The organism is Burkholderia sp. MSMB1826, from assembly GCF_001526325.1.
GTDB lineage: Bacteria > Pseudomonadota > Gammaproteobacteria > Burkholderiales > Burkholderiaceae > Burkholderia.
This window is the reverse complement of sequence record NZ_LOYN01000022.1, coordinates 827119-847453: the sequence shown is the minus strand read 5'-3', so window position 1 is coordinate 847453 and position 20335 is coordinate 827119. Positions and strand designations below refer to the sequence as shown.

Annotated in this window: 15 protein-coding genes and 2 rRNA genes; 16 read left to right on the top strand and 1 reads right to left on the bottom strand. The window is 65.9% G+C overall.

Features of this window, described 5'->3' with window-relative positions; all coding sequences use genetic code 11:
• From WS95_RS16110 to WS95_RS16095, 4 genes are all read left to right on the top strand, one after another.
• Positions 1-115, top strand: a 23S ribosomal RNA gene (locus WS95_RS16110); the annotation flags it as partial.
• A gap of 114 nt (positions 116-229) precedes the next feature.
• Positions 230-342, top strand: a 5S ribosomal RNA gene (gene rrf / locus WS95_RS16105).
• A 375-nt stretch (positions 343-717) separates the two neighbouring features.
• Positions 718-2793, top strand: a complete 2076-nt coding sequence (locus tag WS95_RS16100; RefSeq protein WP_059824591.1) for a molybdopterin-containing oxidoreductase family protein — start codon at positions 718-720, stop codon at positions 2791-2793.
• A 137-nt stretch (positions 2794-2930) separates the two neighbouring features.
• The gene (locus tag WS95_RS16095) at positions 2931-4604 is read left to right on the top strand and encodes a long-chain fatty acid--CoA ligase (protein ID WP_059824588.1); all 1674 of its coding nucleotides are present in this window, start codon (positions 2931-2933) and stop codon (positions 4602-4604) included.
• Positions 4605-4847: 243 nt separating this feature from the next.
• Here WS95_RS16095 and WS95_RS16090 read toward each other — a convergent pair whose 3' ends face one another.
• Positions 4848-5999, bottom strand: a complete 1152-nt coding sequence (locus tag WS95_RS16090; protein ID WP_034206318.1) for a porin — start codon at positions 5997-5999, stop codon at positions 4848-4850.
• Positions 6000-6275: 276 nt separating this feature from the next.
• Here WS95_RS16090 and coq7 point away from each other — a divergent pair, with 276 nt between their 5' ends.
• The 12 genes from coq7 (at position 6276) to murC (ending at position 20302) form a co-directional block, all read left to right on the top strand.
• Entirely contained in the window at positions 6276-6902 is a 627-nt protein-coding gene (gene coq7 / locus WS95_RS16085) for a 2-polyprenyl-3-methyl-6-methoxy-1,4-benzoquinone monooxygenase (protein WP_059779078.1), read from the top strand.
• A 386-nt stretch (positions 6903-7288) separates the two neighbouring features.
• Complete coding sequence (mraZ, locus tag WS95_RS16080) at positions 7289-7717, top strand: division/cell wall cluster transcriptional repressor MraZ (protein WP_006487094.1); 429 nt, start codon at positions 7289-7291, stop codon at positions 7715-7717.
• A gap of 23 nt (positions 7718-7740) precedes the next feature.
• Positions 7741-8682: a 16S rRNA (cytosine(1402)-N(4))-methyltransferase RsmH gene (rsmH, locus tag WS95_RS16075; RefSeq protein ID WP_059824632.1), complete on the top strand. Its 942-nt coding sequence runs from the start codon at positions 7741-7743 to the stop codon at positions 8680-8682.
• On the top strand, positions 8679-9020 hold the full coding sequence (ftsL, locus tag WS95_RS16070; RefSeq protein WP_034206321.1) for a cell division protein FtsL: 342 nt from the start codon (positions 8679-8681) through the stop codon (positions 9018-9020). The genes rsmH and ftsL overlap by 4 nt, the downstream gene beginning before the upstream one ends.
• Complete coding sequence (locus tag WS95_RS16065; protein ID WP_059824586.1) at positions 9017-10864, top strand: peptidoglycan D,D-transpeptidase FtsI family protein; 1848 nt, start codon at positions 9017-9019, stop codon at positions 10862-10864. Before ftsL ends, WS95_RS16065 begins: the two co-directional genes overlap by 4 nt.
• Positions 10861-12399, top strand: coding sequence for a UDP-N-acetylmuramoyl-L-alanyl-D-glutamate--2,6-diaminopimelate ligase (locus tag WS95_RS16060; protein WP_059824585.1), 1539 nt, complete (start codon positions 10861-10863; stop codon positions 12397-12399). Before WS95_RS16065 ends, WS95_RS16060 begins: the two co-directional genes overlap by 4 nt.
• Positions 12396-13802 carry a UDP-N-acetylmuramoyl-tripeptide--D-alanyl-D-alanine ligase gene (locus WS95_RS16055; RefSeq protein ID WP_059824583.1) on the top strand — a complete coding sequence of 469 codons (1407 nt, stop codon included), beginning with the start codon at positions 12396-12398 and terminating at the stop codon, positions 13800-13802. Before WS95_RS16060 ends, WS95_RS16055 begins: the two co-directional genes overlap by 4 nt.
• A 16-nt stretch (positions 13803-13818) precedes the next feature.
• On the top strand, positions 13819-14988 hold the full coding sequence (gene mraY, locus WS95_RS16050; protein WP_006477019.1) for a phospho-N-acetylmuramoyl-pentapeptide-transferase: 1170 nt from the start codon (positions 13819-13821) through the stop codon (positions 14986-14988).
• 28 nt (positions 14989-15016) lie between these two features.
• Positions 15017-16528 (top strand): UDP-N-acetylmuramoyl-L-alanine--D-glutamate ligase, encoded by a 1512-nt coding sequence (murD, locus tag WS95_RS16045; RefSeq protein ID WP_059824582.1) that lies wholly within the window; start codon positions 15017-15019, stop codon positions 16526-16528.
• On the top strand, positions 16525-17808 hold the full coding sequence (gene ftsW, locus WS95_RS16040; RefSeq protein ID WP_027783454.1) for a putative lipid II flippase FtsW: 1284 nt from the start codon (positions 16525-16527) through the stop codon (positions 17806-17808). The genes murD and ftsW overlap by 4 nt, the downstream gene beginning before the upstream one ends.
• A complete protein-coding gene (murG, locus tag WS95_RS16035; protein WP_059824580.1) occupies positions 17805-18908 on the top strand; it encodes an undecaprenyldiphospho-muramoylpentapeptide beta-N-acetylglucosaminyltransferase in 1104 nt (367 codons plus the stop codon). The genes ftsW and murG overlap by 4 nt, the downstream gene beginning before the upstream one ends.
• Entirely contained in the window at positions 18905-20302 is a 1398-nt protein-coding gene (gene murC, locus WS95_RS16030) for a UDP-N-acetylmuramate--L-alanine ligase (RefSeq protein WP_059824578.1), read from the top strand. Before murG ends, murC begins: the two co-directional genes overlap by 4 nt.
• The last annotated feature ends 33 nt before the right edge of the window (positions 20303-20335 follow it).

Here is a 20335-nt window from a genome sequence, read left to right as displayed (position 1 = left end):
TGGGGACTAGATCCCCTTGAAGGGTCGTTCGAGACCAGGACGTTGATAGGTCGGGTGTGTAAGCGCAGTAATGCGTTCAGCTAACCGATACTAATTGCCCGTAAGGCTTGATCCTATAACAAGTCTGTCTTACAGGACTTGTTGATTCTCGTGTGCGATACACACAACCCAAAATTACTGCTTCTTCCAAGATTGGTTGCGCTGCGAAGCAACGCAACAACCCTCTTTGCCTGATGACCATAGCGAGTCGGTCCCACCCCTTCCCATCCCGAACAGGACCGTGAAACGACTCTACGCCGATGATAGTGCGGATTCCCGTGTGAAAGTAGGTAATCGTCAGGCTCCCTAAGCCAGAAACCCCCGCCCGAAAGGCGGGGGTTTTTGCATTGGCGAGGCGGAAATACGCGGTGCAGGCGGAAAGCGTCACCCAGCCTATCGGCGTTAGCACTCCGACACCGCATCAATTGCAACATCAAATCCCATCAACCGCTCCTATCTTTCGCGATTCAATCGATTATTGATCGTATCCTCGATCAAGATCGCAACTTGCGCGCCGCAGCGTATCGTCAGGCGCGCTTGTGCGACCAACTTTCCGCTTCCTGGAGCCGGCCACGTTATCCCGTTTTCGTCCGGCTAATCCAAAATCGGCGCGAAACCGGCGCTTTATTCGGCGGGTCCACGTAAAATTTGCGAATCTCCCTCTTTGCATTCAAAACGATGAACGCCGCCACCCAGGTAGCCCGGGCTGTTTGCCCGCATGATTGTCCGGACACGTGCGCCATGCGGGTGACCGTCGAGAACGGCAAGGCAATCAAGGTCACGGGCGATCCCGACCATCCGCCGACGCAGGGCGTGTTGTGTACGAAGGTCAGCCGATACGCGGATCGCGTTCATCATCCCGATCGCCTCACTGTCCCGCTCAAGCGGGTCGGCCCGAAGGGAGAGGGGCGCTTTGTGCCGATCAGCTGGAGCGAAGCGTTCGACGAGATAGGACGTCGCCTCGGTGAAATCGCCGCACGCGCGCCGGAGGCGATCGTGCCGTACAGCTATGCGGGAACGATGGGGCTCGTGCAAGGCGAAGGCATCGCCCAGCGCTTCTTCCACAAGCTCGGCGCCTCGCGGCTGGAGCGGACGATCTGCGCGGCAGCCGGCGCAGCGGGGCTGCGATATACCTACGGCGGCAGTGTCGGCATGCACCTTGAATACTTCGAGGAAAGCGAGCTGATTCTGATATGGGGCGCGAATCCGATTGCATCGAGCCTGCACTTCTGGACCCGCGCGCAGGAAGCGAAGCGCCGTGGCGCGCGTCTTGTCGCGATCGATCCATATCGTTCGCTGACCGCGGAGAAATGCCATCAGCACATCGCACTGAAGCCTGGTACCGATGGTGCATTTGCGCTCGGCATGATGCATGTGCTGATTACCGAAAACCTGCTCGATCACGATTACATCGCCGACCATACGCTCGGCTTCTACGCGCTCAAGGCGCGCGCACTGTCCTATCCGCCGGAACGCGTGGCGGAGATCTGCGGCATCGATGCGTCGGTGCTGATCGATCTTGCGCGTCGCTACGGCGCTACCCGGAAGGCATCGATCCGCCTCAACTACGGCATGCAGCGTGTTCGCGGCGGCGGCAATGCCGTGCGCGCGATTGCCAGCCTGCCGGCGCTGACGGGAGCGTGGCGCGATCGGGCAGGCGGCCTGCTGCTCTCGTCGTCGGAATCGGCGCCCGTCAATCAGGCGGCGCTGCTGCGTCCGGACCTGATGCCAGGTTGGCCGCACAAGCTGCCTCGCATCATCAACATGAACGCGATCGGCGACGCGCTGCTGCATCCGGGGGACGCGACGTTCGGGCCGAAAGTCGAAGCAGTGATCGTGTACAACTCGAATCCGGTGGCGGTTGCACCGGACTCGTCGAAAGTCGCCGCGGGCTTTGCACGCGACGATTTGTTCACGGTCGTTCTCGAGCACTTCAAGACAGATACGGCCGATTTCGCCGACATTGTATTGCCGGCGACCACGCAGCTCGAACATCTGGATGTCCATAAATCGTATGGCCATACCTACGTGATGGCGAACCTGCCAGCGATCTCGCCGGTGGGAGACGCGCGGCCGAACACGGAGATCTTTCGCGGGATCGCGCGCAGCATGGGCCTCGACGAGCCCGCGCTCTATCACGGCGACGAAGAGGTCGCGCGCGCGGCGCTTCGCTGGGACGATCCGGCGCTCGACAGCGACTGGGACACGCTGAAGCGGGTCGGCTGGCTGAAGCTCAAGCTGCCGGAGGCGCCGTTCGCGAATGGCGGTTTCCGCACGCCCTCCGGCAAGTGCGAGTTCTACAGCCCGCGGCTCGAGCAGATGGGCATGGACCCCGTCCCCGACTACCTGCCGCCGTTCGAATCCACCGAAGCCGCGCCCGAGCTCGCCGCACGCTATCCATTGGCGATGATTTCGCCGCCGGCCCGCCACTTCCTGAACAGCACGTTCGTGAACGTCGACAGCCTGCGTTCGACGGAAGGCGAGCCGCACCTCGACATGCATCCGTCCGACGCCAGCGCTCGCGGCATCGCAGAGGGCGACATCGTCCGCATCTTCAACGACCGCGGCTCGATGCAGGCCCGCGCGCGAATCACCGATCGCGCGCGGGCCGGGCTCGTCGTCGGGTTGTCGATCTGGTGGAAGAAACTGTCGCCGGACGGCAAGAATGCGAACGAGGTGACGAGCCAGGCGCTGACCGATCTGGGCAATTCGGCGACGTTTTACGATTGTCTTGTGGAAGTTGAGCGGATTTGATCGAATATCGCCGTATGATCAGACGAAATTGACACGCAAGTTCGAAGTGGACATCTAACCCTGTTGTCTCGGGGCGGGGGAGCCGTTACGATGCGTTTTAGCACGACCATTCGAAAATCTGTGAGGAGACGCGCGGTATGGACAAAATTTGGCTGAAATCGTACCCACCCGGCGTTCCAGCCGAAATCGACTCCTCTCCTTATCCGTCCGTCCCGGACCTGCTCGACGAAAGCTTCCGGCAGTATCGCGACCGTACCGCGTTCGTTTGCATGGGCAAGCGGATCACGTACGGCGAACTCGACAAGCTGTCGCGTCAGTTCGGCGCCTGGCTGCAGTCCCGCGGCCTGGCTCGCGGGGCGCGCGTCGCGATCATGATGCCGAACGTGCTGCAGTACCCGCTGACGATCGCTGCGGTCCTGCGCGCCGGCTATACCGTGGTCAACGTCAATCCGCTCTATACGCCGCGCGAGCTCGAGCATCAGTTGAAGGACAGCGGTGCGGAGGCGATCGTCATCCTCGAGAATTTCGCGTCGACGTTGCAGGCCGTCATCGCCAATACGGCCGTCAAGCACGTGGTCGTCGCATCGATGGGCGACCTGCTGGGCATCAAGGGATGGATCGTCAATTACGTCGTGCGCAACGTGAAGAAGATGGTGCCTGCGTGGCAACTGCCGTCGTTCACGCGCTTCAAGGCCGCGCTCGCGGAGGGCGCACGACAGGCGTTCAAGCCGCAGAAGATCGGCCCCGACGACGTCGCGTTCCTGCAGTACACGGGCGGTACGACCGGCGTTGCGAAGGGCGCGACGCTGCTGCACCGGAACATCGTGTCGAACGTGCTGCAGGCCGGCGCCTGGCATCAGCCGGCCCACGACAAGTACCCCGACGTGGAACAATTCGTGACGGTTGTCGCGCTGCCGCTGTATCACGTGTTCGCACTGACCGTCTGCGGTTTCCTGACGATGCGCACGGGCGGCATGGGCGTCCTGATCCCGAACCCGCGCGACATCGCCGGCATGATCAAGGAACTGAAGGGTTACCGGATCTCGACGATTCCGGCCGTCAACACGCTGTACAACGCGCTGCTAAACCATCCCGACTTCGACCAGCTCGACCTGTCGAAGCTCGTGATCGCCAACGGCGGTGGCATGGCGATCCAGGAAGGCGTCGCGAAGCGGTGGTATGAAAAGACCCGTACTGCGATCATCGAAGGATACGGGCTGTCCGAAACGTCGCCGGTGGCGACCTGCAACCCCGTGACGGCCACCGAATACAGCGGGACGATCGGCTTGCCGCTGCCGTCGACCGAAGTCGCGATTCGCGACGATGCCGGCAATGACGTCGCGCTCGGCGAGCCCGGCGAGATCTGCATTCGCGGGCCGCAGGTGATGGCCGGCTACTGGAACCGGCCGGACGAGACCGCGAAGGTCATGTTCGCGGACGGATTCTTCAAGACGGGCGACGTCGGCGTGATGGATGCGCGCGGCTACGTGAAGATCGTCGATCGCAAGAAGGACATGATTCTCGTGTCGGGCTTCAACGTGTATCCGAACGAAGTGGAGGACGTGGTGGCGTCGCATCCGGGTGTGTTCGAGGTCGCGGCAGTCGGCGTGCCGGACGAGCATTCCGGCGAAGCCGTGAAACTGTTCGTCGTGAAAAAGGATCCGGCGCTGACCGACAAGGACATCCTTGCTTACTGCAAGGAGCGGCTCACCGGGTACAAGCGGCCGAAGCTGGTCGAATTCCGCACGGAGCTGCCGAAGACGAACGTCGGCAAGATCCTGCGGCGCGAGCTGCGCGACGGACGAGCGTAACGCGCGCAGCGATACGGTTGAACGAAAAGCCCGCCCTGTTGCCGGGTTTTTTGTTTGCGGCTGCGGGGAAGTGCCTGTTTCGTGCGGAGGTGGCGGCAACCCTTGCTCCGAGTTGACGGCTCGGGACGGCGCACGCGGCGTGGTCTATCGCGACCCGCGACCCGCCAACATCCCCGCCCAACCACAAAAGAAAAAGGCGCCCGAAGGCGCCTTCAATATGCTGCGGCTTGTCAGACAAGCTGATTAGAACTTGTGACGGATACCGACGCGTGCTGCGACCTGGTTGCTGGTGCTCGACCCGGCCAGACCGTTGATCGCTGCCGTTGCCTTCAGGACGTTGCCGTTCGAATCGAGCACGTTGCCCGATGCGTGCTGGTACACGCCGATCACGTAGACGTCGGTGCGCTTCGACAGGAAGTAGTCGACGCCCAGCGAGCCCTGGTGGTACTTGGCTGCCGAATTGCCGTCGATCTTGCTGCCTTGCGTGTAGTCGTACGCTGCGCCGAGGATCAACGCCGGCGTCAACTGGTACTTGAAGTTGATTTCGCCGTTGTTGAACGTCGCGGTCTGGTTCACGAACGGGCCTGCCGAGAAGCCCTTGAACTTCGTGTTCGAGTACGTCGCGCCGATCGTCGCTGCGCCGAACGTGTACGCGCCGCCTGCACCGATGACCTGATACGTGTTCGCGTTGTTCGCGTACGCGCCGTAGATCGGCGACGAGACCGACGACGACGTCGACCCGTTGTTGAACATGCCGCCGAACTGGTTCGGCGTACGTGCGTTCAAGTAACCGACGCCGAGGACCAGCGGGCCGTTGTTGTAGCCTGCGCCGAGCGACCAGACCTGGTTCTTCGAGAACTGGCCAGCCTGGCCGCCGAAGCTGTACAGGCCGCCGAACGTGAGGCCGCCGTAGCTCTGGCTCGTGAACTTGACCGCGTTGTTCACGCGATACGCGTTGTTGAAGTTGTCGAGGTCGCCCGGGTGAGCGGCGATGTAGCCGCCCCACTGGTCGCCTGCCTCGAGCGGGCCGACGAAGTCGACGACGGAGTCGTACTGACGACCCAGCGTGACCGTACCGTACGGGCTCGACAGGCCGACGTAAGCCTGACGACCGAACATCAGGCCGCCCTGACCGAGCTTGCCGCTGTTCACGTCGAAACCGTTTTCGAGGGTGAAGATCGCCTTCAGGCCGCCACCGAGGTCTTCGGTGCCGCGCAGGCCGAAGCGGCTGCCTTGCATCACGCCGCTGGCCATGCTGTACAGGTGCTTGCCGCCTGCGTTGTTGTTGAAGAGCAGGCCTTCATCGATGATGCCGTAAAGCGTCACGCTGCTTTGCGCATGGGCAGCGCCAGCGAACGCACCCAGCGCGACGAGCGCGAGAAGCGACTTTTTCATTAACGGATCTCCAAGAATCACTGAATTTTTTTGGCGGGGCGGATAGTTATGTTCTGTTGACGGGCCCCATCAACTTCGCAAGAAGTCGCACGTAATGTAGCAAAGCCGTTTTTTGCCACAAAGCGAAATGCTGCAGCTCAACGCCGCTATGTTTCCTTTATGCAACAATGGTTAAAATCACGGGTTAACCGCAATTTCCGCTGAATAATCAAGTCGGTTACGCGGCGGACTCGTGCCCTTGCCGCGCGCAGCGGCGCCTGCAGCCAGGAGAACAGGATGGTGTTGGATGAACTGATCAGCGAATTCGATCGCGGCCTGCGGTCGCTGACCGGCATTAGCCGGATGAGCCGGCCCGTGCCCGTGCCGGCCGATGCGCCCGACGTCGAACTGACGCCCGCCGAACGCACGCGCGCGGCCGGGCTGATGCGCGTGAATCACGTCGGGGAGGTCTGCGCGCAGGCGCTCTACCAGGCGCAGAAGCTCACCGCGCGCACGGCGTCGGCGAAGGCGATGTTCGAGGAGGCCGCGCGCGAGGAGGAGGACCACCTCGCATGGACCGCGCACCGCCTGAAGGAACTCGATTCGCGCCCGAGCCTGCTGAACCCGCTTTGGTATGCCGGCGCGCTCGCGATCGGCGTGGCGGCCGGCACGCTCGGCGACAAGGTCAGCCTCGGTTTCATGGCCGAGACGGAGCGGCAGGTCGAGAGCCACCTCGAAGGCCACATGTCCGAGCTGCCGGCGGCCGACACCGCGTCGCGCGCGATCGTCGACCAGATGCGGATCGACGAGGTCAAGCACGGCAAGGCCGCGACCGATGCCGGCGGCATCGAGCTGCCGCTGCCGGCGCGGATGCTGATGCGCGCCGCGTCGAAAGTCATGACGAGCACTGCGTACTATCTCTGAGATTTGCGCCGGGGTGGCGTGGGACGCCGCCCCGGTTCGCCGCCCCCGATACCGTCCGCTCACTCCTCGTTTTCCCGCTCCCGAAAGCCCCGTCCACACGCCCGTCTGGCCCGCCTTTCTCACGTATCACCTTCACAAGTTGCACTAGCTCATTCATTTATAACGGTTTTTGGAATGACGGGCCGCATGAGCATGTGCGCGTAAGTCCTTGTTCTAACTAACAAAATTCGTCAAAAAAGCGAGCCGCTCCCTTGACCGTGCCACACCCTTCCTCTAAAGTGGGAGACAGTGTGAGAAAGTGTATTTTTGTGTGATTTAGCAGGCTATTCCGGCTAAATTCTCAGCATTGAGCGGGTGCTTCGGTGCCCTGAACGGGAGAGCGGAAAGTGTTCCAAGGGGCGTCGGCGCTGACGCTCGATGCGAAAGGGCGGATGTCGGTGCCGGCTCGCTATCGCGAAGCGCTGCAAGGACAGGCAGAAGGACGGGTGACTGTGACCAAGCACCCGGACGGCTGCCTGTTGCTGTTTCCGCGCCCCGAATGGGAAGTGTTCCGCGCCAAGATCGCCGCGCTGCCGATGGACGCCCACTGGTGGCGGCGAATTTTTCTCGGCAATGCGATGGACGTCGATCTCGACAGCGCGGGCCGGATTCTTGTATCGCCCGAGCTGCGCATGGCAGCCGGACTGGAAAAGGAAGTCATGTTGTTGGGAATGGGTAGTCACTTCGAGCTGTGGGATTCGCAGACCTACAACGCGAAGGAGCAGGCAGCGATGGCGCAGGGCATGCCCGACGCGCTGAAGAATTTCACGTTCTGATTGCGGTGACGGAGACGCCCGCGATGGGAAATGAATTGCGGCATCGGACGGTGCTGTTGGATGAGGCGGTCGAGTCGCTCGTGACGCGGCCGGACGGCGTGTATGTCGACGGCACGTTCGGGCGCGGCGGTCACAGTCGCGCGGTGCTCGCGCGGCTGGCGCCGGCCGGGCGGCTGATCGCGTTCGACAAGGATCCGAGGGCGATCGAGACGGCGCAGGGCATCGAGGATGCGCGCTTCTCGATCGTGCACGACAGCTTTGCATCGATGCGCGACGCGCTTGCGGCGCGCGGCGTCGAGAAGGTGTCAGGGGTGTTGCTGGACCTGGGCGTGTCCTCGCCGCAGGTGGACGATCCGGCGCGCGGCTTCAGCTTCCGCGCCGATGGTCCGCTGGACATGCGAATGGATCCGACGCGTGGCGAGTCGGCGGCCGAATGGCTCGCGCGGGCTTCGGTGCAGGAATTGACGGAGGTGATACGGGATTATGGGGAAGAACGGTTTGCTTTTCAGATTGCAAAGGCGCTTGTTGCTCGCCGGGCAGAGTCCGACCGTCTTGGGCCTCTCGACACCACGGGCGAGCTTGCCCAAATCGTGGGTCACGTCGTCAAAACCCGTGAGAAGGGCAAGGATCCGGCAACCCGCACCTTTCAGGCTATACGGATTCACGTCAATCAAGAGCTTGCGGACCTGCAAGTCGTACTAGACGCGGCATTGTCGTTGCTGGAGCAAGGGGGGCGGCTGGTGGTCATCAGCTTTCATTCACTCGAGGACCGGATCGTCAAGCGATTCATGCAGGCGCACGCGAGTGCGCCTGCAGTCGATCGTCGTCTGCCGATTCGCGCCGTCGACCTCCCGAGTCCGCCGCTCAAGATCATCAGCCGCCAGTTTCCGAGCGAAGCGGAAGTCACCGCGAATCCGCGCGCCCGCTCGGCCGTGATGCGCATCGCGGAGCGCGTCACGCCATGAGCCGCCTCAACATCTTCCTGCTGATCATCGTGATGGGTTGCGCGCTGTCGGTCGTCAACTCGACGAACCAGCAACGCCAGATCTTCATCCAGCTGCAGCGCGCGCAGTCGCAGGAGCGTCAGCTCCAGCAGGACTACGCGCAGCTTCAATATCAGCAGAGCGCGCTCTCGAAGACGTCGCGCATCGAGCAGCTCGCGAACGATTCGCTGAAAATGCAGCCGATCTCGACCGGCCGCACGCAATATCTGACGCTGCCGCCTGGCGCCGCGAAGGCGATCGACGCGCCGATCGCGGCATCGGCCGACACGACCGGCAAGGGCAAGGGGGGCGCGCGATGAAGCCGTCCCCGAAGCGCCAGAACGTGAAGTTCTCGTCGAGCCCCGTGCTGGGCGTCCATTTGCCGATGTGGCGCTCGAAGCTCGTCGTGTTCCTGCTGTTCATGGCGTTCGTCGCGCTGGCCGCTCGGGCGTTCTGGATCCAGGGGCCCGGCAACGCTTTCTATCAGAAGCAGGGCGAAAGCCGCTATCAGCGCACGATCGAACTGCCGGCGACGCGCGGCAAGATTCTCGACCGTAACGGGCTCGTGCTCGCGACGAGCTTGCCGGTGCGCGCGATCTGGGCGATTCCCGACGCGGTGCCGGACGATCTCGACGCGGACAAGGTCAACCAGCTCGGCAAGCTCCTCGGCATGACGTCGAAGGAACTGCGCGTGAAGCTGTCGGAAGACAAGGGTTTCGTCTACGTGAAGCGCCAGGTGCCGATCGACGTCGCCGACAAGGTCGCCGCACTCGACATTCCCGGCATCTATCAGCGCAACGAATACAAGCGCTTCTATCCGGAAGGCGAGATCACCGCTCACCTGATCGGCTTCACGAACGTCGAGGACGAAGGGCAGGAAGGCGTCGAACTGGGCGACCAGAAGATGCTGTCCGGCACGTCGGGCATGCGTCGCGTGATCAAGGACCGGATGGGGCACATCGTCGAGGACGTCGCCGAGCAGATCCCGCCGCACAACGGCACCGACGTCGATCTGTCGATCGACAGCAAGATCCAGTACATCGCGTACGCGAACCTGAAGGCCGCCGTCGAGAAGTTCAAGGCGAAGGCCGGCGCGGCGATGGTCGTCGACGTGCGTACCGGCGAAGTGCTCGCGCTCGTCAACTACCCGACGTACAACCCGAACGACCGCTCGCGCATGACGGGCGAGCAGTTGCGCAACCGGATCATGACCGACGTGTTCGAGCCGGGCTCGATCATGAAGCCGTTCACCGTGTCGCTCGCGCTCGACCTGCACCGCGTGACGCCGAACACGCTCGTCGAGACGGGCAACGGGCATTTCGTGCTCGACGGCGCGCCGATCACCGATGACGCGGGTTTCGGCACGCTGACGGTCGGCGGCGTGATCCAGAAGTCGAGCAACATCGGCGCGACGAAGATCGCGATGACGATGCGGCCCGAGGAAATGTGGAATATGTATACGAGCATCGGCCTCGGCCAGGCGCCGAAGGTCGGCTTCCCGGGCGCGGTGGCCGGCCGTCTGCGTCCGTGGAAGAGCTGGCGCCGCATCGAGCAGGCGACGATGTCGTACGGCTACGGCCTGTCGGTGTCGCTGTTCCAGCTCGCACGGGCGTACACGGCGATCGCGCACGACGGCGAGCTGATGCCCGTGACCATTTTCAAGACCGACCCCAATCAACCGATCGCGGGCACGCAGGTGTTCAATCCGACCACCGCGCGCGAAGTGCGTGCGATGCTCGAGACCGTGGTCGCGCCGGGCGGCACGTCGCCGGATGCGGCCGTGCCGGGCTACCGCGTCGGCGGGAAGAGCGGCACCGCGTACAAGCACGAAGGTCACGGCTACACGCGCAAGTACCGCGCGTCGTTCGTCGGGATGGCGCCGATGCCGAATCCGCGCGTCGTGATCGCGGTGTCGGTCGACGAGCCGACCGCCGGCAGCCACTTCGGCGGCCAGGTGTCCGGCCCCGTATTCTCGGCGATCGCCGGCGACACGATGCGTGCGCTGAACGTCCCGCCGAACATGCCGATCAAGCAGCTCGTCGTGTCCGACGATACGCCGGAATCCGCTGCCGCGAAGGGCCCGCAAAAGCTGGCCGCGGGGAGCGGTGCAAAGCATATGATCGTGTCCAGCACGACGCGTAATTCACCAGGAGTCGTTCGATGAGCGCCGCCCGCAGTTCCCATCCGGCGCATCAGCAGATCGCAGCCGCGCTCGCGTGGCTGCGTCAGCATGTGGCCCCCGCGGCGCAACTGCATGCCGACACGCGCAGCCTCGAGGCTGGCGACGTGTTCGTCGCGTATGCGGTCGACGGGGCAGATAACCGCGCTTTCATGGCCGATGCCGTCGCCCGCGGGGCGGCTGCCGTGCTGTATCAGCCGGAAGGGCTGACCGACGCGCCGACCGTACCCGTCGCGCTCGCGGTGCCGGCGCTCGACCAGCTCGCCGGCGAGATCGCCAGCGGCTGGTACGGCGATCCGAGCGACAGCCTGCTCGCGGTCGGTGTCACGGGCACGAACGGCAAGACGTCGTGCACGCAATGGATCGCCACCGCGCTGACGGCGCTGCACCAGCCGTGCGCGGTGATCGGCACGCTCGGCACCGGAATGCCCGGCCAGCTCGTGCCGACCGGCTTCACGACGCCCGACGCGCCGCAACTGCAGCGCAGCCTCGCGCAATTGCGCGACGCGGGCGCACAGGCCGTGGCGATGGAAGTGTCGTCGCATGCGCTGCACCAGGGGCGCGTGAACGGAACGGCGTTCGACATCGCGGTGTTTACGAACCTCACGCAGGATCACCTCGACTATCACGGCACGTTCGATGCGTACGAGGCCGCGAAGGCGAAGCTGTTCGCGTGGCGCGGCCTGCGCGCGGCGGTGATCAACCGCGACGACGCAGCGGGCCGCCGCCTGCTCGAGAAGCTGGCCGGCCGCGTGCGCACGATCGCGTACGGGATCGGCGATGCGCAAGCGCCCGACGCCGATCGCGAGCTGGTCGCGCTAGACGTGCGCGCGACCGCGACGGGCACCGCATTCCGCCTGCGTTCGTCGTGGGGCGACGCGGACGTCGAGGTCGGCACGCTCGGCGCGTTCAACGTCAGCAACCTGCTCGCCGTGCTCGGCTCGCTGCTCGCGGCCGACGTGCCGTTTGCGGCGGCCCTCGCCGAGATCGAGCGGCTCGAGTCGGTCAATGGCCGGATGCAGCGGCTCGGCGGCCGGCTGCAGAACGACGAACCGCTCGTCGTGATCGACTATGCGCATACGCCCGACGCGCTCGAAAAGACGCTCGACGCGCTGCGCCCGATCGCCGCGGCGCGCGGCGGCCGGCTCGTCTGCATGTTCGGCTGCGGCGGCGATCGCGATGCGACCAAGCGGCCGCTGATGGGCGCGATCGCGGAGCGGCTCGCCGATGAAGTCGTCGTCACGAGCGACAACCCGCGCAGCGAAGATCCGCAGCACATCATCGACCAGGTCGTCGCGGGCATGACCGCGCCCGATCGCGTCCGCCGGATCGAGGATCGCGCGAGCGCGATCCTGCAGGCGGTGCGCGGCGCCGCACGCGAGGATGTCGTCGTGCTGGCCGGCAAGGGCCACGAGGCCACGCAGGAAATCATGGGCAAGAAGCGCGCGTTCTCCGATCAGGATCACGCGCGGCTCGCGCTCGCAGCGCGCGCGACGCACGGCAAGGGAGGCGCCGAATGACGATGCTCAGTCTCGGCGAAGCCGCCCGCCTGATTCCCGGCGCCACCGTCCGCGGCGACGCGGGCGTCACGTTCGACCGCGTGTCGACTGACAGCCGCACGGTCGGCCCGGGCGACCTGTTCGTCGCGCTGAAGGGCGAGCGTTTCGACGCGCACGACTTCCTCGGCGACGTCGCCGCGCGCGGGGCCGCCGCGGCGCTCGTCGCGCATGCGCCGGCGGGCATCGCGATGCCGCTGATCGAAGGCGGCGAAACGCGCGCAGCGCTCGGCGCGCTCGCGCACGGCTGGCGGACGCGATTTTCGCTGCCGCTCGTTGCGGTGACGGGCAGCAACGGCAAGACGACCGTCAAGGAAATGATCGCGTCGATCTTCGCGGCGGCGGTCGGCGCCGACGCGCGGCTCGCGACGGCCGGCAACCTGAACAACGATGTCGGCCTGCCGCTGACGCTGCTGCGCCTGTCGGCCGCGCACCGTCTGGCGGTGATCGAGATCGGCATGAACCATCCGGGCGAAACGGAAGTCCTCGCGCGCCTCACCGCGCCGACGGTCGCGCTCGTCAACAACGCGCAGCGCGAGCACCAGGAGTTCATGGCGACGGTCGAGGCCGTCGCGCTCGAACACGCGGCCGTGATCCACGCGCTGCCGCCGGACGGCGTCGCGGTGTTCCCGGCCGACGATGCGTACGCGGGCATCTGGCGCGTCGCGGCGACCGGCAACCGGATCCTCGATTTCGCGCTGCACGACGCCGAACGTCAGAACGACGCGCAGGTCGTCGGGCGCGTGCACGGCGGCGAACTTGCGATCGACACGCCGGTCGGCACCGTCTCGGTGCGGCTGCGTGCGCTCGGCGAGCACAACGCGCGTAACGCGCTGGCCGCGACGGCTGCGGCGCTCGGCGCCGGTGTCGCGCTGTCGGCGATCCGCCAGGGCCTCGAATCGTTCGAACCGGTCAAGGGCCGGCTGCAGGTGAAGCAGGCGAGCGTCGGCAGCCTCGCGGGCGCAACCGTCGTCGACGATACGTACAACGCGAACCCCGATTCGATGCGTGCCGCGATCGACGTGCTCGCCGCGCATCCCGCGCCGCGCGTGCTGGTGATCGGCGACATGGGCGAAGTCGGCGACGAAGGGCCGGCATTTCACCGCGAAATCGGTGCGTACGCGCGCGAACGCGGGATCGATGCGCTGTTCGCGCTCGGCGACGCATCGCGCGACGCGTGCACCGCATACGGCGACACGGCGCGCCATTTCGGCAAGGTCGACGCGCTCGTGGCGGCGTTGCTCGCGGCCGGTTACGGTGCGCAGGCGACGGTGCTCGTGAAGGGCTCGCGGTACATGAAGATGGAGCGCGTGGTCGACGCGCTGACGAACCAACCCGCGGCGGGCACCGTGCCCGCCGCACACTGAGTAGAAGGAAGGAAGCATGCTGCTGGCGCTGGCGCAATGGCTGCAAGGAGACGCAAGCTTTTTGCGCTTGTTCACGTACCTCACGTTCCGTGCGGTGATGGCCACCATCACCGCGCTCGGGATCGGGCTCGTGTGCGGACCTTGGGTGATCCGCAAGCTGACGCAAATGAAGGTCGGTCAGGCCGTGCGCAAGGACGGCCCGCAGACCCACCTCGTCAAGTCCGGCACGCCGACGATGGGCGGCGTGCTGATCCTGATCGGCATCGCGGTCGCGACGCTGCTGTGGGGCGACCTGACGAATCGTTTCATCTGGATCGTGATGCTCGTCACGTTCGGTTTCGGCGTGATCGGCTGGGTCGACGATTACCGCAAGGTCGTCCACAAGGACCCGCGCGGGATGTCGTCGCGCGAGAAGTATTTCTGGCAATCGGTGATCGGGCTGTTCGCGGCCGTCTATCTCGCGTTCAGCGTGTCCGAGGCGAACAACGTGCGCGTGTTCGACCTGTTCATGGCGTGGGTGAGGAGCGGCCTGTCGATGGGGCTGCCGGCGCGTGCCGACCTGATGCTGCCGTTCCTGAAGTCGATCAGCTACCCGCTCGGCGTCTGGGGCTTCATCGTGCTGACCTACTTCGTGATCGTCGGCGCGAGCAACGCGGTGAATCTGACCGACGGGCTCGACGGCCTCGTGATCATGCCGGTCGTGCTGGTCGGCGCGTCGCTCGGTGTGTTCGCGTACGTGATGGGCAGCGCGGTCTATTCAAAATATCTGCTGTTCCCGCACATTCCGGGCGCGGGCGAGCTGCTGATCTTCTGTTCCGCGATGGGTGGGGCCGGGCTCGCGTTCCTCTGGTACAACACGCACCCCGCGCAGGTGTTCATGGGCGACGTCGGCGCGCTGGCGCTGGGCGGCGCGCTCGGCACGGTCGCGGTGATCGTGCGCCAGGAAATCGTGCTGTTCATCATGGGCGGCATCTTCGTCGCGGAAACGCTGTCGGTGATGCTGCAGGTGTCGTGGTTCAAGTACACGAAGAAGCGTTACGGCGAAGGGCGGCGGCTGCTCAAGATGGCGCCGCTGCATCACCACTTCGAATTGTCCGGCTGGAAGGAAACGCAGGTGGTCGTGCGTTTCTGGATCATCACGCTGATGCTGTGCCTGTTCGGTCTGACCACCCTCAAGCTGCGGTAAAGGAAAGGTAACAAGGATGTCTGGCGAGATGTTTGGAGATCGGCAACGGCCGATGGTGCTCGTACTGGGGCTCGGGGAATCGGGTCTCGCGATCGCGCGATGGTGCGCGAGGCACGGGTGCCGGCTGCGTATTGCCGATACCCGCGAGGCGCCGCCGAACCTTGCCGCGCTGCAGGCCGAAGGCATCGATGCGGAATTCGTCGGCGGCGCGTTCACGCCCGCGCTGCTCGACGGCGGCATCGAGCTCGTCGGGCTGAGCCCCGGGCTGTCGCCGCTGGAGCCGGCGCTCGCGGCGCTGGTCGCGGCCGCGAACGAGCGCGGTATCGCGGTGTGGGGCGAGCTGGAGTTCTTCGCGCAGGCGCTGCGCGCGCTCGGCACGAGCGGCTACCAGCCGAAGGTGCTCGCGATTACCGGCACCAACGGCAAGACCACGACGACGAGCCTCACGGGCCTGCTGTGCCAGCGCTCGGGCAAGAAGGTCGCCGTCGCGGGCAACATCAGCCCGGCGATGCTCGACCGGCTCGCGAGCGCGATCGACGACACCGCGCTGCCCGACGTATGGGTGCTCGAACTGTCGAGCTTCCAGCTCGAGACCGCGCGCACGTTTGCGCCCGATGCCGCCGCGATCCTCAACATCACGCAGGACCACCTCGACTGGCACGGCAGCTTCGACGCGTACGCACAGGCAAAGGGCCGGATCTTCGGCGCGACGACGACGCGCGTGCTGAACCGCGACGACGCGGCCGTGATGAAGTTCGCGCCGGCAGCCGGCGCGGCCGACGCGCCGCGCACGGTCACGTTCGGCCTGAACGAACCGACGCAGGACGGCGACTACGGGCTGTCGCGCGACAACGGTATCGCATGGCTGGTGGAAGCCGTCGATCGCGACGCGCCGGATGAAGCGGCGACGACGCGCCGGCGCAAGCGCGACGCCGCACATACGCCCGACATCGCGCAGAAGCGCCTGATGCCGGCCGACGCGCTGCGCATCCGCGGGCTGCACAACGCGGCGAACGCGCTGGCCGCGTTCGCGCTCGCGCGTGCGATCGACCTGCCGGCCGCGCCGCTGCTGCACGCGCTGCGCGAATACCGCGGCGAAGCGCATCGCGTCGAAGTGATCGCGACGATCGACGACGTGGATTACGTCGACGACAGCAAGGGCACGAACGTCGGCGCGACGGTGGCCGCGCTCGACGGGCTCGCGCAGAAGATCGTGCTGATCGCGGGCGGCGACGGCAAGGGGCAGGATTTCGCGCCGCTGGTCGCGCCGGTCGCGCGCTGGTGCCGCGCGGTGATGCTGATCGGCCGCGACGCGCCGGCGATCCGCGACACGCTCGCCGAAACCGGCGTGCCGCTCGCCGACCACGCGACGCTCGAAGGCGCGGTGCGCGCGGCGGCCGATCTGGCCGAGCCGGGCGATGCGGTGCTGCTGTCGCCCGCGTGCGCGAGCCTCGACATGTTCCGGAACTACGCCCATCGCGCGGAAGTGTTCCGCGCGGCGGTCGACGCAATCGCCATCGACAAAGGAGCGACGCCATGAGCTGGTCCGATCGCCTCGTCTCCCGTTTCAACGACCGGCGCGACGCCGGCGGCAATGCCGCGGGCGGCCGCGTCGCATCGGCCACGCGCGCCGCGACGGGCGGCCTCGCGAGCGTCGTCAACGGCGTGCGCCCGAGCCGCTCGCGGATGCTCGATTTCGACTATTCGCTGCTGTGGGTCGCGATCGCGCTGCTCGGGCTCGGCGTCGTGATGGTGTATTCGGCGTCGATCGCGATGCCCGATTCGCCGAAATACGCGTCGTATCACGATTACGCGTTCCTGATGCGTCACTGCGTGTCGCTCGCCGTCGCGTTCGTCGCGGCGGTGATCGCGTTCCGCGTGCCGGTGTCGACCTGGGACAAGTACGCGCCGCATCTTTTCCTGATCGCGCTCGTCGGCCTCGTGATCGTGCTGATCCCGCACGTCGGCAAGGGCGTGAACGGTGCGCGCCGCTGGATTCCGCTCGGCATCACCAACATGCAGCCGTCGGAAATCATGAAGCTCGCCGTGACGATCTACGCGGCGAACTACACGGTGCGCAAGCAGGAATACATGCAGAGCTTCGCGAAGGGCTTCCTGCCGATGGCGTTCGCGGTCGGCCTGGTCGGCGCGCTGCTGCTGCTCGAGCCCGACATGGGCGCGTTCATGGTGGTCGCCGCGATCGCGATGGGCGTGCTGTTCCTCGGCGGCGTGAACGGCAAGCTGTTCGGCGGCCTGGTCGCGACGGCGGTCGGCACGTTCACGATGCTCGTGTGGCTGTCGCCGTGGCGTCGCGAGCGGATCTTCGCGTATCTCGATCCGTGGGACGAGCGCTACGCGCAGGGCAAGGCTTACCAGCTCACGCACTCGCTGATCGCGTTCGGCCGCGGCGAGTGGTTCGGCGTCGGCCTCGGCGGCAGCGTCGAGAAGCTGAATTACCTGCCGGAAGCCCATACCGACTTCATCCTCGCGGTGATCGGCGAGGAGCTCGGCTTCGTCGGCGTGCTGGTCGTGATCCTGCTGTTCTACTGGATCGTGCGCCGCGCGTTCGAGATCGGCCGCCAGGCGCTCGCGCTCGATCGCACGTTCGCGGGCCTGATGGCGAAGGGCATCGGCATCTGGTTCGGCGCGCAGACGTTCATCAACATGGGCGTGAACCTCGGGCTGCTGCCCACCAAGGGCTTGACGCTGCCGCTCGTGAGCTACGGCGGTTCGGGCATCCTGCTGAACTGCGTCGCGCTCGCGGTGCTGCTGCGGGTCGATTACGAAAACCGGGTGCTGATGCGCGGAGGGAAGGTATGACCGCGTCGCAACGCACGCTGATGGTGATGGCAGGCGGGACCGGGGGCCACGTGTTCCCCGGGCTCGCGGTCGCGCACCGGATGGAAGCGGCGGGCTGGCGCGTCGTATGGCTCGGCAATCCGGCCGGGATGGAAGCGACGCTCGTGCCGAAGCACGGCATTCCGATGGAGTACGTGCGGTTCGGCGGGCTGCGCGGCAAGGGTCTGAAGACCAAGCTGACGCTGCCGGTCAACCTGCTGCGCGCATGCTGGCAGAGCCTCGGCGCGCTGCGCCGCGTGCGACCGGACGTCGTGCTCGGAATGGGCGGCTACATCACGTTCCCGGCGGGCGTGATGACCGCGTTGTCGGGGCGTCCGCTCGTGCTGCATGAACAGAATTCGATCGCGGGCCTGACCAACAAGGTGCTCGCGAAACTCGCGAAGCGCGTGCTCGTCGCGTTCCCCGGCGCGCTGCCGCACGCGGAATGGACCGGTAACCCGATTCGCGCGGAACTTGCGCACACCGAGCCGCCCCAGGCACGCTATGCGTCGCGCAGCGGAGCGCTGAACGTGCTGGTCGTCGGCGGCAGCCTCGGGGCAGCCGCGCTGAACGAAGTCGTGCCGCGCGCGCTGGCGCTGCTGACGCCGGGCGAGCGCCCGCGCGTCGTGCACCAGGCCGGCGTGAAGCATATCGACGCATTGAAGGCGAATTACGAAGCGGCCGGTTTCGCGGCCGGCGAAGACGTGCGGCTCGTGCCGTTCATCGACGACATGGCAGCCGCGTATGCGGCAGCGGATCTGGTGATCTGCCGGTCGGGCGCGATGACGGTGTCGGAGATCGCGGCGGTGGGCGTGGCGGCGCTGTTCGTGCCGTTCCCGTACGCGGTCGACGATCACCAGACGACCAACGCCGCGTTCCTCGCCGATGCGGGCGCGGCCGTGCTGGTGCAACAACGCGACCTGTCAGCGGAACTGCTCGCCGACTGGCTGCGCGGCCAGTCGCGGGCATCGCTCGCGGCGATGGCGGAACGTTCGCGCGCGCTCGCGAAGCCCGAGGCTACCGACGAAGTCGCGCGCGTCTGCGCGAAGGCGGCCGGCGCGAATCTGGAACAACTGCAATGAAACACATCGTCAAACACATTCATTTCGTCGGGATCGGCGGCGCGGGCATGAGCGGCATCGCCGAAGTGCTCGTCAACCTCGGCTATGCGGTCAGCGGCTCGGACCTGTCGCGCAATGCGGTGACCGATCGTCTCGAGGCGCTGGGCGCGCGGATCGCGATCGGCCACGATGCGGCGAACATCGAGGGTGCGAACGCGGTCGTCGTGTCGACGGCCGTGCGATCGGACAACCCGGAAGTGCTGGCCGCGCGCGCGAAGCGCGTGCCGATCGTGCAGCGCGCGGTGATGCTCGCGGAGCTGATGCGCCTGAAGCAGGGCATCGCGATCGCCGGCACGCACGGCAAGACCACGACGACGAGCCTCGTCGCGAGCGTGCTCGCGGCGGGCGGGCTGGACCCGACCTTCGTGATCGGCGGCCGGCTGATCAGCGCCGGCGCGAACGCGCGGCTCGGCACGGGCGACTTCATCGTCGCCGAGGCCGACGAGTCGGACGCGTCGTTCCTGAACCTGTATCCGGTGATCGAGGTCATCACGAACATCGACGCCGACCACATGGACACCTACGGCCACGATTTCGCGCGGCTCAAGCAGGCGTTCATCGAATTCACGCAGCGCCTGCCGTTCTACGGCAGCGCGGTCGTGTGCGTCGACGATCCGAACGTGCGGCAGATCATCCCGTTCATCTCGAAGCCGGTGGTGCGCTACGGCCTGTCGCCGGACGCGCAGGTGCGCGCGGAAGACATCGACGCGCGCGATGGCCGGATGCATTTCACGGTGATCCGCGAAGGTCGCGCGCCGCTCGCGGTCGTGCTGAACATGCCGGGCCTGCACAACGTGCAGAACGCGCTCGCGGCGATCGCGATCGCGACCGACCTCGGCGTGGCGGACGACGCGATCCAGCGGGCGCTGGCGGAATTCAACGGCGTCGGCCGACGCTTCCAGCGTTACGGCGAAGTGCCGCGCGCGGACGGCGGCCAGTACACGCTGATCGACGATTACGGTCACCACCCGGTCGAGATGGCGGCGACGATCGCGGCCGCGCGCGGCGCGTTTCCGGGCCGTCGCCTCGTGCTGGCGTTTCAGCCGCACCGCTACACGCGCACGCGCGACTGTTTCGACGACTTCGTCAACGTGCTGTCGACGGTCGATGCGCTGGTGCTGACGGAAGTCTATGCGGCCGGCGAGGCCGCGATCCCGACGGCCAGCGGCGATGCGTTGTCGCGTGCGCTGCGCGCGGCGGGGAAGGTTGAACCGGTATTCGTCGCGTCAATCGACGACGTGCCGGACGCATTGACGAAGGTCGCGCAGAACGGCGACGTGGTGATCACGATGGGTGCGGGCTCGATCGGCGGCGTGCCGGCGAAGCTCGCGCGACACACTCAACAGAAGGCATGACATGAAACTACCTCCACGCTCACTTCGTTCGCT